Below are 13,822 nucleotides of genomic sequence, written 5' to 3'. Positions count from 1 at the left end.
TCAAAAACCGTAAAGCGGATCAACAAGAATTAATTGGTAAACATTGAACTTTGAATGATTAGAACTTCATTCGTTGTATCCGCACGGCATTCAAAACCGCTAATAAAGCCACTCCTACATCTGCAAAAACTGCTTCCCACATAGTAGCCAATCCACCGGCTCCTAAAATTAAAACGGCCGCTTTTACAGTGAATGCAAGTCCAATATTTTGCCAAACAATAGCTTTGGTCGCTCGTCCAATTCTAATGGCCGTGGCTATTTTCGATGGTTGATCAGTTTGTATCACCACATCAGCAGTTTCAATGGCAGCATCGCTACCTAAACCACCCATAGCAATGCCAATATCGGCCAATGCTAAAACCGGAGCATCATTTATTCCATCTCCTACGAATGCCACTACTCCCGGTTTACCTTTCTTAATTTCTTCAAACTTTTCAACCTTATGCTCCGGCAATAGATCACCAAAAGCCTGATCAATGCCCAAAAAATCGGCAACCTTTTGGGTAATCGAAGTTTTATCACCTGAAAGCATTACCGTTTGTCGAACTCCATTAGCTTGCAATTTTTCAATTGCTTCTTTTGCATCCGGTTTAAGTTGGTCGGCAATAAGAACATAACCTGCAAACTTTCCATCAACAGCCATCATTACAGTTGTTTCAGCAATTTCTTTTAAATCCGAATCATAAGTAACATCGAATCTATCCATCAACTTACTGTTTCCCGCCAACAGCTTTTTACCTCGCCATTCCCCCTTCAATCCTAACCCGGCAACCTCTTCAACATTTGTAATTGCTAATTGTTCAACTCCATTCTTCGAATAATCAACAATGGCATTGGCAATAGGATGTGTGGATTTACTTTCGAGAGCACCCAACATTTTTATGAACTCCTTTTCATCGTATCCGTTTGAATGCACTTTTTGAACTTTGAAGACCCCTTCGGTTAAAGTTCCTGTTTTATCCATGACCACTGTTTCTACCTTAGCAATAAGATCGAGGTAATTGGAGCCTTTAAACAAAATGCCGTTTCGAGAAGCCGCTCCGATACCGCCAAAATATCCTAGCGGAATGGAAATAACCAATGCGCAAGGGCAAGAAATAACCAGAAAAATCAAGGCTCTATATAACCATTCAGAAAAGATATAATGTTCAACAAAAAAGTAAGGCAGAAGGGTTAAAGCAATTGCAAGGTAAACCACTATCGGGGTGTAGATTTTGGCGAACTTGCGAATGAACAATTCTGTTTTAGCCTTTTTTGCTGTTGCATTCTGAACCAGTTCAAGTATTCTTGCTAAGCTACTATCGGAGTATTTACGGTTTACTTTTAGTTCGATAACGCGATCGAGATTAAGCATTCCGGCTAACACCTGCTCATTCTTATGAATCGTTTTTGGCTTGCTTTCACCTGTTAAAGCTGAAGTATTAAAACTAGCATGATCAGAAAGCATGATTCCATCCAGAGGCACCTTTTCTCCTACCTTAATTTGAATGGGTTCATCAACATTTACCCGTTCAGGTTTTAGGCTGATAAAAGAACCATTTCTGAGTACGTTGGCAACATCGGGCCTTACATCTAACAGGGCTTTAATATTTCCTTTTGCTTTGCTTACCGCCGCCCCTTGAAACAATTCACCAATAGTGTAAAAGAGCATTACAGCAACACCTTCGGGATATTGACCAATGGCAAAAGCGCCAATTGTTGCAAGGCCCATCAAAAAAAACTCAGTAAACACTTCGCCTTTAGCAATAAGTGTAAATCCTTTTCTAATAACAGGCCCGGCAACCGGAATATAGGCAACCAAATACCAGGCAAGGCGGATGTAGCTATTGAAAAAAGATGGATGAACAAAATGATCCATCAGTAAACCAAGCATTAACAACACAAAGCTGGCAATGGAAGGTATATATTCTTTAAAAGGTGAAGAAGAAGTCTCATGAACCTTATGTGCAGCATTTTCACTTTTCGCTTGCTCCGATTCTATACTGCAACATTCATCGTGACCTCCCTTATGAAAATATGGTGTTCGCATAAATTAAATTCTTTTAAATGGCTTTGCCGCAAGGAAAACCTCGCGGCATTGCACATAAAATACCTATTCTATTAATGGCCGTGACCTTCTTCCTCACCACTATTCATCTTAGCTAACAAATCATACGCACCCTTTGTTACAATTGTTGTTGTTTTATCAATTTCAGAAGGTAAGATCACTTCTGTAAAACCTCCTTCAGCAACCCCAGTTGTTACTTCAACCGCTTTGAATAATTGTACTGTTTCGTTTCCTTCTTTTCTTGACCCATTGGCAATAAAAATCACTTTTGCAGTACCATTTTGTACAATAGCTTCATCAGGTAATGCCGTAACTTTAGTAGCTCCTGTTTCAACAATACCGGTTAAAAATGTACCCGGAATCAATGAAATATCCTCATCGTCCAAATGACAATGAACAGTTATCGTTCGTTCGTTACTCACTTCTCTGCCTATTAAATGAACTTTTGCCAATCGTTCCTTTTTATCGTTCGACAGATAAACTCTTACTCGTTGCCCAATCTTCAACTTAGGCATATCCCTTTCATAAATAGTTAATTCGGCATGTAAGTGCTCAGTATCAACAATTCTGAATAAAACATCTGTAGGATTTATAAATGAGCCAATATTTACATTCACAGCTGTTACATAACCATTAATTGGTGAATGAACAGACACTGTACTTTTAAAGTTACCATTTTCCACAGAAGCAGTATTGATATTGATTAATTGCAGCTTAGCCTTTAATCCTTGTACTCTTGCCTGCATTGACAAATATTCGGCTTTTGCTTTTTGCAAAGTTTTCTTTGAATTTATATTTGCTGAAGCAAGCTCTTCCTGGCGTTTATATTCTGCCTCTAAAAACTCCAATTGACTTTTTGATTCCAGGTAATCTTGTTGAAACTGGATGTATTCAGGATTTTGAATAGTAGCGATCAATTGCCCCTTTTTTACTCGTGAACCCTGTAAAAGATCAGTTGAACGCAGAAAGCCACCAAATGGTACTGAAATGCTAACCAGGTTTTGCGGTGGCACATCCAAAACACCATTTGCTTTGATGGTTTGTCCAAGCTCTCGTTCCTCAATCTTTCCCAACTGAATTTCAGCAGCTTTATACTGAATTGAGGAAAGCTCAACTTCATTTTCATGTCCATGATCATCCTCTGCTTTTTCTTCAGGCACAGCACCCTCTTTTGTTTCCTGATTGTCTGCCTTACTTCCACAGCTCAATAAAAAAGCAGTTAACATTAAAATCGATATATATGATAAATAATTACGTTTCATCTTACTTCATTTAACAGTTTTAGTTTTTCCCGGTCAGGTATTCAAGTGTGATAACACTCTGATTCAATTCTTGCAATGATTTTAAATAAGCTTCTTTAATCGACAAAGCCTGGTTCATATTCAATAGATATTCTGAATAAGAAATTTCACCTAGCCTATAAGCTTCTTGCGATTGTTTACTAATCAGTTCAGCATTGGGCAAAGCACTTTCCCGGTAATAAGTAATGCTTTTCAAGTTCTTCTGGTAATAAGCATAGTGCTGTTGATAAGAACCGCTTAAGGTCTTTTCAGCTTGTTCAAACTCATTTTGAGCTATTTGCTTTTGAATATCTGCAGCTTTAATTTTTGATGATTTAGATCTAAACCACAATGGAAGGGCAACTCCAACCTGAAATCCCTGAAAGCGATCTGAAGCATCAAAATATTGAGCTTGTCCGCTTACATCATGATAACCAATTAACGACTGATTAAAATAGCCCACAGTAAGGTCTGGCAACATGCGGTTTTGCTCCACTCGCTTTTGCTGTCCGGCTACGTTAACTTGTTGTTTAAAGTAGTTAAGATTAGGGTTTTGAGCAACCTTAGCTGTTTCACTGTTCTCTTTATAAACTCGTTCCTTTGCTTGAGAATGAATTACAGAATAACCCGAACCATTTAACCAAACATTGAATTTATTAAGTTCAACCTCTATATCTGCATCATTCAATCGCAACAGATTATGAATTTCGTTCAGCTGTGTTTCTGCTGCCGATTTTTCTAACAAAGTACTCTCACCTGTTTTATAACGAAGCTGAGAGGCTCTTGCAAACTGAGCATATAAACTGTCTTGTTGCTCCAACAATTGCTTTCGATCTAACAAATACTGAATGGTATAATAGGTTTGCTTTATTTTCAATATCAACTCGTTAACTGTGACAGCTTTCTTTAACTCAGCACTTTTTATTTCTTCATTAGCTAAAGCCGCATTAGCCGAAAAAACCGTTGGAAAAGGAAGCGACTGAGTAATGGTTATATTTTTATCTTGTTTACTCGGACCATTGTATTGCCCGGCCAATAATGAAATTTCCGTTTTAGGAATATCGATTGCGGTTCCTTTTAGCTTTTTTTGCTGATCAACTCCTAATGAGGCTGTTTTGATTAACTGATTTCGCTGAATAGCGATAGTTATTGCTGAATCTAAGGTTAACTGCTGAGCATTCGATTTACAGGGAAGGAAAAACCATAAGCCAATAATTCCAGCCAATATCTTTTTTCCGGCTTTAATTTTTAGTTCTTCTACGTACATATAAAGAATCGGCAATACAACTAATGTTAAAATAGTAGAGGTTATTAATCCTCCAATTACAACCGTTGCCAATGGGCGCTGCACTTCAGCACCTTCAGATCCCGAAAGTGCCATTGGAAGGAATCCTAAAGAAGCCACGGCTGCAGTCATAATTACCGGGCGCAAACGAGTACTTGTTCCCTTAAGAATGATCTCCTTGATATGGGTTAAACCCTCTTTTTTCAGTCGGTTAAATTCAGCGATCAATACAATGCCATTTAAAACCGATACTCCAAACAGGGCAATAAAACCAACACCCGCCGAGATACTGAAAGGCATATCTCTTACCCATAAGGCTAAAATGCCTCCAATAGCTGAAAGCGGTATTGCTGTAAAAATGAGCAGACTTTGTTTTATCGATTTGAACGTAAAGAACAATAAAATCAGAATTAAGAGTAAAGCTACCGGAACTGCGATGCTCAACCTGATTCGTGCCTCTTCCAGGTTTTTAAACGCACCGCCATAGGTTACGTAATAACCTGGAGCAAACTTCACTTGATTTTCCACTTTACTTTTAACTTCATTCACAATGCTTTCTACATCACGGTCCCTGACGTTGAAACCAACAATAATTCTTCGCTTAGCATCATCGCGTTGAATTTGGCTTGGGCCAACTATCATTTTAACGTCTGCCACTTGTTCCAATGGAATCTGATGGCCATCATCAGTATTTACATAGAGGTTTTTAACATCATCAATGCTTTGGCGACTTTGCTCGTTGAGACGAACAGTTAAGGCAAATCTTTTTTCACCCTCATAGACAAATCCGGCTGCCTGACCCGCGAAAGCGGTATTGATAGCCTGGTTTATATCTGATATGCTTAGTCCAAACTGAGCAATGCGATCTCGATTGTAATTGATCACAATCTGAGGTAAACCACTTACTTTTTCTACATAAATATCTTTTGCTCCTTCAACTCCGTTAAGCATTTTACCGATTTGTCCTCCGTATTTGGTCAGCATATCAAGATCTTCCCCGTAAATTTTCAAAACCACATCCTGTCGTGCACCCGTCATCAACTCATTAAAACGCATTTGTATAGGCTGTTGAAAACCAAATTCTACTCCAGGCAAATGCTCTTCCAGTGTTTGTTGCATCTTCTCAGCAAGTTCATTTTTAGAAGTAGCGCTTTTCCACTCTGAACGATCTTTCAGGATCACCATCATATCACAAGCTTCAACAGGCATTGGATCAGTAGGTATTTCGCTTGAGCCCACTTTGCCAACCACCTCTTTTACTTCAGGAAAATTTGCTAACAATACTTTTGCACCTTTTTGTGCAGCTTCAACGGTTTGACTAATGCTGCTCCCTGTCATTACCCGTGTTTCAACAGCAAAATCACCTTCATCTAAAGAAGGAATAAATTCAGCCCCCAAACGACTGAACAAGATCAAACTTCCAATAAACAATACAACAGCAGTTATTGTAATTATGGCTCGTTTGGTCAGCGCCCAATTAATGACTGGATCATAAATGCGGTGAAAGAAGTCCATGATACGGTCAGCAACGGTACGTTTATGCTCCACATTCTTGCTCAAACACAAGGCACTCATCATTGGCACATAGGTTAGCGATAAAATAAAGGCACCCAAAATGGCGAATGAAACAGTTTGAGCCATAGGTTTAAACATTTTTCCTTCAATACCAACCAATGCCAAGATCGGCAGGTAAACAATCAAAATAATGATCTCGCCAAAAGCTGCACTATTCCTGATTTTACGCGCAGAATTGTAAACCTCCAGATCCATTTCCTGCTGCGTTAGCCGTCGATTTACCTTTCCTAAACCTAAATGATGCATGGCAGCCTCCACAATAATTACAGCACCATCAACGATCAGCCCAAAATCAATTGCACCTAAACTCATCAGGTTGCCGGAAACACCAAAGAAATTCATCATGGTAATGGCAAAAAGCATTGACAAAGGAATAACTGAAGCAACCACCAAACCCGCACGTAAATTCCCCAACAATAGCACCAACACAAAAATCACTATTAAAGCTCCCTCTGCAAGGTTTTTAGTAACGGTATTAATGGCTTTGTCGACCAATTTGGTTCGATCCAGAAAGGGCTCTATCTCCAAACCTTCGGGCAATGTTTTGGAAATTTGCTCAATGCGACTTTTTACATTTTTGATAACCTTTGAAGAGTTTTCGCCTTTAAGCATCATTATCACGCCTCCAACTACTTCTCCCTTATCATTATAGGTCATTGCGCCATAACGTGCTCCATATCCGAATTTCACATCCGCAATGTCTCGAATCAAAACAGGAATTCCGTTACTATTCGTTCTGATAACGATTTTACCGATGTCATCCAGGTTGTTGATCAATCCTTCGGAACGGATAAAATAGGCATTCGGTTTTCGGTCGATGTAAGCACCTCCCGTGTTTTGGTTATTTTTTTCAAGTGCTGTAAAGAGTTGGGCAATGGTAATATTCAAACTTCTGAGTTTATCAGAATTAATAGCGATTTCATATTCTTTCACATTTCCCCCAAAACTGCTAATGTCAGCCACCCCCTCTGTTCCTAACAATTGTCGCTTTACGATCCAATCCTGAATGGTTCTAAGCTCTGTTGCATTAAACTTTTGTTCATATCCTTTTTGGGGATGAATTGCATATTGGTAAATCTCACCTAATCCGGTTGTTACCGGAGCCATTTCAGGTGCCCCTACACCATCTGGAATTAATTCTTTGGCCTTACCTAATCTTTCGTTGATCTGTTGCCGGGCCCAATAAACATCAATATTGTCTTTAAAAACAACCGTAACAACCGATAATCCAAAACGTGAAAATGAACGCACTTCCTCAATTCCGGGTATAGTAGCCATGGTTTGTTCAACAGGGTAAGTAACCAAACGCTCAATATCAGGTGCTGATTGGGAAGGAGCATAGGTGATAATCTGAACCTGATTATTGGTTATGTCCGGTACTGCATCAATTGGTAAGCGGGTAAGTGAATACACTCCAACTGCTATCAGTGCAAGTGTAAACAGTCCAATGACCAATTTATTCTTTATAGAGAAGTAAATAATTCTATCTAGCATATATAAAAACTTGACTCCATTTGCTAGAGCATCAACCTGGCTGGCAAACGGTTTTAATAAAAATTTACTGAATGTAGTTGCTATGCACAATCGAGGTTATGTATAAACGTAACCTTGCCAATGACAAAACGCAATTACAAAAGTTAAATGACTATGAAATAAAAATTGGATTTTATGCTTGCTTTGGCGGCTGCCAGATAGATAAATGATAAACTGAAAGGTAGTTATCAGTATAAAAAGAATATTGAGTACTGAGAAGTTTGGGTTTGGTTTCGAATGAAACTATCTGAGTTGAAACGGTAAAACCGCAGCAGACACTGCAACTTGAGAAAGGAGAACATAAACCATCTTTTTCTACCTGTTTTGCAGTTGAGCACTCTTTCTTCGTCTCATCCTGATTGCAATTATCGAACATACAGCAAGGCACCACTGATAACAGCAGCACAAAAAAAGCGAGTATGATCACAATCGGTTTCATGAAATGCAATAATAAGCAAAATTGAATTGGCTGATTGTATCAATTTTATTTTGATTGTTATTTCAACCCTGATTTTTCTAATGCACTTATCCTAATTGGATTTTTATAGCGATTAATTATTTTAGGTTATTGAATTTTAGATTTATAGACGTATTAATTGAAACATTACCTCTAAACACCTATGAGAATACAGATAGAAAGTCCTTGTTCAAAGAATTGGAATAATATGACCTTTAACGACCAGGGACGCTTTTGCGACAGTTGTCAGAAAACAGTTATTGATTTCAGAAACTTATCAGATAATGAGATCATTGAATATATAAAGATCACCAACGCAAAAACCTGCGGTAATTTGAGTCAATCACAGTTAAATCGAGTGTTGGCAAAACCCATTTCACGAACCAAACGACTATTTTCAGTTTTGGGCTCCTTATTAATTTCTCTGGGGATTATTAATCAAGCAAAAGCCGAATCAAACTCAACCGATATTTCTATAACCAATCAACAATTTGTAAACAATTCAGAAAGTATTACATCAACGGATAGTGTAAGAATTGTGAAAGGCACAGTTGTAGATGAAACTGATGAAACTCCATTACCGGGTGCTTTCGTTACAATTATTGGCACTAACATTACTATTCAAACCGATTTAAATGGCTTTTTCAGTCTATATATACCGAGCAACATTTCGTTAAGAAGCATGATTGAATTTAAATCTTTGGGTTATCAAACCCGCAGAATTCGTCTTTCAAAACTTATTAAATCGGAAAAGAAAACTATAAAAATAAAGCTTGATGCACAAATGCTTGGTGAGATAGCATTGGTCGATTAGTTTGTAGTTGAAAAATATCGTTTAAATTTTCAGCCAACACTAACAAGTTGATTTGTTTTTATTCCATTAACCAAACGCTATTTTAAAGTTTCTCTAAGTCTATGCTCGCTCATACAATAATTGAAGAAGTTTTAGAGGAAAATAAATTATCTCTAAGCGCTGACTTCAACCTGTACCGAAATCATGTTTATCGGGTGTTTAATCTTTGTCTTAAGCTCGATAACAACAGTGATAATATTGATAAATACGCCGTTGCTGCTGTTTTCCATGATTTAGGCATATGGACTAACCGAACTTTTGATTACCTGCAACCATCTGTTGTCGCAGCAAATGAATATTTACAAGGTATCAACAAAGTGGACTGGCAAGAAGAAATAACACTGATGATTGAAATGCATCATAAAATAAGCAGCTATAACGGACCTTTTAAGAAGACGGTTGAAACATTCAGGCAAGCTGATTGGATAGATGTAACACAAGGATTAATGCACTTTAACCTTAATAGAGCAGCAGTTTCTGAAATTAGAGCGGTATTTCCAAACTTAGGATTTCATGCATTTCTGTTAAAACAGTCTTCCCTGAACTTTTTAAAGTACCCACTGAATCCTTTACCTATGTTTAAAAAATAAATAGGGACACCAGCTGGTGTTTGTTTATTTATTTCAATCGGTTTATTTTCGTCATTCGCGGATGCCATTTACAAAATTCGCTACCTGTGACTTAGTAAACGTTGTAAACTATTTAAAAGAACACATATGAAAACAACAAAACGATTAATTCTATTTTTTATCCTTTTAAGTCTTTCAAAACTATCTTTTGCTCAGGAAGTTCAAATTCCTAAAGATTACAAACTTGTAGCAAAGGAGGATTATGGTATATATGAAAGGGATGTACTTAACTGTATCAATTGGATTGAGTCCGTTTCGTGGACCGAACAACAAGAAAAACGTGAGGAAGCAAAAGTCTTTTTAATAAAATGGATATCTGGCAGTCCTACAGTTTCTATTATGATTTCTGAAAGTGTCGGTAAACTATTTGATAAAAACCCTGAACTTTTAGGCTCTTACATGTATGGCTATACCAAATATGTTTTAGAAAATTCATATGATCAAGACAAGCTTAAGGCAAGCTTAACAGCAGTAAAAACATTGCTTGCTAAGTATGTAAAAGAAAAAACTGCAGTCAAAGACAAGGATGTGGAAAAGCTTTTAGCAATTGAAAAAGAGGGAAAACTTGAGTCGTGGACACAAGAAAACTTACTGAAATAATCCAGATTTCATTTTAGCCCCTATTGATTTGAAGCAGAAGATCACTTATTAGTAATTATATTTTAACAAAAAACGGTGCTGAGAATTACCCTCTGCACCGTTTTTAATTTATAAATGGCTCTCAGGCCAATATTTCAATTTTCTTAAACTGTTTGGTAGTTGTGAAAGAAAGAACATTCGTTGTATCAAAACTATATTTTTTGATTTCCTTGCCATCCACAATCACTTTCTTCACTTTAAACGGGAGGCCATAAACAATGTGCTCATACTTCTCGTAACGAGGAGTATACATACCATGCATTGTTTGTTCCATTACAAATGAACCATTGGTTCCTCTTACAGTTATTGTTTTTTCTAAATAAATATCCAGCTTGTAGGCAAAGTTCTCACCGTGATCTTCATAAATGATAGATTTCTCTTCCATTTCTGAAAACCAGGTTTTTAAGGTCACTGACTCCAGTTCAAACTCATTCACATGCTGCATTACCGGATACTCAGGGATTGAGGCTCCTCCTTTCACAAAAATCGGCATGCTATCTAACGGAGTGCTGATGACAAACTCTTTACCACCTTTATACTTATGATTAGTCCAGTAGTCGTACCAGGTACCCTTTGGTAAATATACTTTTCGGTTAGCCACACCAGGTTGAAGAACCGGGCAAACCAATATACTGTCACCAAAAGAAAATTCATCTTCGCGGAAATGGTTAATATGCTCATTAGGCTCGAGCATTACCACAGGACGTAAAACCGGTAAGTGATATTTGTAATGTTGCCAAAAAGCAGAATACAGGTATGGTAGCAGTTTGTAGCGCAATTCAATAAACTTGCGACAAATAGATTCAAAAGGTTCACCAAACGACCATGGTTCCCGTTCGCGAGTGTCACCGGCGGAATGCGCCCGCATAAGAGGAGTAAACACACCCAACTGGATCCAGCGCGTAAACAGTTCTCCATCGGGTTCACCAGTAAACCCTCCTATATCAGTTCCACAAAACGAAATACCCGAAATACTTAAGCGCTGGCACATAACATTAGCCAATTTCAAATGCTCCCAGGTAGCTACGTTATCACCTGTCCAAACAGAAGAATATCGCTGAACACCTGAATAACCAGCACGGGTGATTGTAAATGGACGTTTATTTTTCTGAAGTTTCTGCAAGCCCTCGTAAGTAGCCCGCACCATTTGCATTCCGTAAACATTATGGGCTTTGCGGTGAGAACCTCTATGATGGTCGAAATTATGACGAACGTCATCAGGGAAAGAGCCAGAGCCAAAAACTGCCGGTTCGTTCATATCGTTCCAAACCCCGTCGACACCGGCATCTAACAAGCCCTGAAACAATCCTCCCCACCACTCACGTACTTTCGGATTGGTAAAATCAGGGAACTGACATCGCCCGGGCCACACGTTACCTTCCATAAAGTAATCATCGCAACGACGGCAGAAATAATTATTCGCCTTCCCTTCTTTAAACACCCAATAGTTTTCATCTACTTTAATCCCCGGATCAATAATAACTACCGTTTTAAAGCCGATATCATTTAGTTCGCTTAATAAGTTTTTAGGGTCAGGGAAATAGCGTTCATTCCAGGTAAAGCAACGATAGCCATTCATATAATCGATATCGAGATAAATGGCATCACAAGGGATTTTCTTTTCCCTGAATGTATTGGCTACTTGTTTTACTTTCTTATCAGGATAATAACTCCAGCGACATTGATGAAAACCCAATGCCCACATTGGAGGCATTTGGTGTGTCCCGGTTAGCATTGAATAACGCCTCACCACATCAACCATCTGCGGACCATGAATGTAATAGTAATTTAATTCACCTCCGTCAGACCAAAAGCTGGTGCAATCCATGCTTTCAACAGCAAAGTCATAATGAGTTTTAAAAGTATTATCGTGAAAAATACCATAACAATAACCCTTATTCAAACTCAAATAAAAAGGTATGCTTCGATATAATGGATCCTGATTCTTTGCAAACGCGTAGGTATCAGTATTCCACAATACCATTCTTTTGCCGCGTAGATTAAATTCGGTTGCCTTATCACCTAATGCATAAAAATCTTCCGTTGTCTGGCAAGTTTTACTGCAGTAAATATAGTATCCCCCAAACTGCACATTTTCTTCATAATGCATTGGCTTGGCATCTGAACTCATTAAAAACCCATCACGATCAATAAAGGAGATTAAAAAATCGGCTTTAGTAATAGCACAGGTAACTTTTGGAGTTGAAATGAGATACTGAAGGTCATTCTCTATGAATTTTACTTCTGTAATTACATGATCATAAGGTTGAAGCGCGTAAGAAAAGTCAGCTAAGAAGGTTCCCTGTGGGGCCATTCTCACTCTGATAATTTCATCGCTAATTACAGACACTTGTACTTTTGAGGCTCCGTCGGAAAACACAAAACGGTTGCCATCGGTTATATAGCTTTTAACCGCCTTTAAATATTGTTTGGTTACCGGACCAACGGTTACAATCGGATTGTTTAGAAACTTTTCCTCATTGTTATCATCGGAAACTTTTAAAGACGGGTCAATCATAAGATCGAGGTTTGTTAAATTCTCCATAATCATCCTGAGTTACTTTAATACCACTTAATAGCATTAAATATCAATTAGTGTAAATATAACACTTTGAGATATTAAAACCGGAATCGGTAAAAAATAAGTGTTTAAACAGTAGCTTGGGACAACTATAAATGTGAATATTTTATGCAAAGTTTTCAAGCGAAAACAAGTCTTCAAGACTCATCGCTCCAAGTGTTGGTACCACCAGATGTGCATTTTTAAGCATGTCATCTGAGCCAATACCGACCGAACGCATACCCGCATTATTCGCTGCCTGAATACCTGAAATAGCATCTTCAAAAACAATACAACTATCAGGTTCAACACCCAGCTCACGTGCCGATCGTAGGAATATCTCGGGATTAGGTTTACTCTTATTCACCACGTTTCCATCAACTAATACACTAAACCGATCTCTTAGATTTAGTTTGTCGAGAATAATTCCAGCATTCTTACTGGCAGACGCAATGGCAACTTTTAATCCGGCCTTTTGAACTGCATCAATAAACTCAACGGCTCCGGCTATCACATTCTGCTCAGTCATGGTATAGATATGCTCCAGATACCAGCGATTTTTCATTTCTGCCAAATCATACAACTTATCAGCGGAGGTTGAGACTCCTCCAATACTTAAAATTATACGAAGGCATTCCATTCTACTTACTCCTTTTAATTGCTCATTATCTTCTTCGGTTATATCAAATCCCAACTCATTAGTTAAACGTTTCCATGCCAGATAATGAAAATGAGTAGTATCAACGATAACCCCGTCAAGGTCGAATATACAGGCTTTGATGGGCGACATATTTGGTTTATTAAATTGGCGGTCAATATCGGTAAGAAATTCTTCAATTACAACATAGTAACAGCATACACGATACAGTTCTTAACAATAATTCTAACGTGATTTCAATGCACATTTGTATGGAGAAACTCCCAAAGTCTTAAAATTTATTTATTTACAAAAAACGCCGGTTGA

The 13,822-nt window shown here is 38.0% G+C and carries 9 protein-coding genes; 3 read left to right on the top strand and 6 right to left on the bottom strand.

The features are described 5' to 3' along the window. Positions 1-58 precede the first annotated feature (58 nt). The 4 genes from NF867_RS13630 to NF867_RS18500 form a co-directional block, all read right to left on the bottom strand. Entirely contained in the window at positions 59-2,029 is a 1,971-nt protein-coding gene (locus tag NF867_RS13630) for a heavy metal translocating P-type ATPase (protein WP_252588588.1), read from the bottom strand. Between the two features lie 71 nt (positions 2,030-2,100). Continuing rightward, complete coding sequence (locus NF867_RS13625) at positions 2,101-3,309, bottom strand: efflux RND transporter periplasmic adaptor subunit (protein ID WP_252588586.1); 1,209 nt, start codon at positions 3,307-3,309, stop codon at positions 2,101-2,103. A gap of 19 nt (positions 3,310-3,328) precedes the next feature. Continuing rightward, positions 3,329-7,681, bottom strand: a complete 4,353-nt coding sequence (locus NF867_RS13620; protein WP_252588584.1) for a CusA/CzcA family heavy metal efflux RND transporter — start codon at positions 7,679-7,681, stop codon at positions 3,329-3,331. A gap of 172 nt (positions 7,682-7,853) precedes the next feature. Next, positions 7,854-8,159: a DUF6660 family protein gene (locus NF867_RS18500; RefSeq protein ID WP_380725332.1), complete on the bottom strand. Its 306-nt coding sequence runs from the start codon at positions 8,157-8,159 to the stop codon at positions 7,854-7,856. Between the two features lie 181 nt (positions 8,160-8,340). On the opposite strand from NF867_RS18500, the gene NF867_RS13615 reads away from it, so the two are divergent. The 3 genes from NF867_RS13615 (at position 8,341) to NF867_RS13605 (ending at position 10,259) form a co-directional block, all read left to right on the top strand. Further along, a complete protein-coding gene (locus NF867_RS13615; RefSeq protein WP_252588582.1) occupies positions 8,341-8,991 on the top strand; it encodes a carboxypeptidase-like regulatory domain-containing protein in 651 nt (216 codons plus the stop codon). Positions 8,992-9,092: 101 nt separating this feature from the next. Then, positions 9,093-9,620, top strand: coding sequence for an HD domain-containing protein (locus tag NF867_RS13610; protein WP_252588581.1), 528 nt, complete (start codon positions 9,093-9,095; stop codon positions 9,618-9,620). Between the two features lie 126 nt (positions 9,621-9,746). Continuing rightward, a complete protein-coding gene (locus tag NF867_RS13605; protein ID WP_252588579.1) occupies positions 9,747-10,259 on the top strand; it encodes a hypothetical protein in 513 nt (170 codons plus the stop codon). Between the two features lie 121 nt (positions 10,260-10,380). Here NF867_RS13605 and NF867_RS13600 read toward each other — a convergent pair whose 3' ends face one another. Further along, complete coding sequence (locus tag NF867_RS13600) at positions 10,381-12,843, bottom strand: glycoside hydrolase family 31 protein (RefSeq protein ID WP_380725329.1); 2,463 nt, start codon at positions 12,841-12,843, stop codon at positions 10,381-10,383. 142 nt (positions 12,844-12,985) lie between these two features. Continuing rightward, positions 12,986-13,648 carry a beta-phosphoglucomutase gene (gene pgmB / locus NF867_RS13595; protein ID WP_252588577.1) on the bottom strand — a complete coding sequence of 221 codons (663 nt, stop codon included), beginning with the start codon at positions 13,646-13,648 and terminating at the stop codon, positions 12,986-12,988. Between the last annotated feature and the right edge of the window lie 174 nt (positions 13,649-13,822).

The sequence above is a fragment of the Solitalea agri genome (assembly GCF_023914155.1).
GTDB classification, from domain to species: Bacteria; Bacteroidota; Bacteroidia; order Sphingobacteriales; family Sphingobacteriaceae; genus Solitalea; species Solitalea agri.
This window is presented reverse-complemented; position numbering and strand designations above follow the sequence as displayed.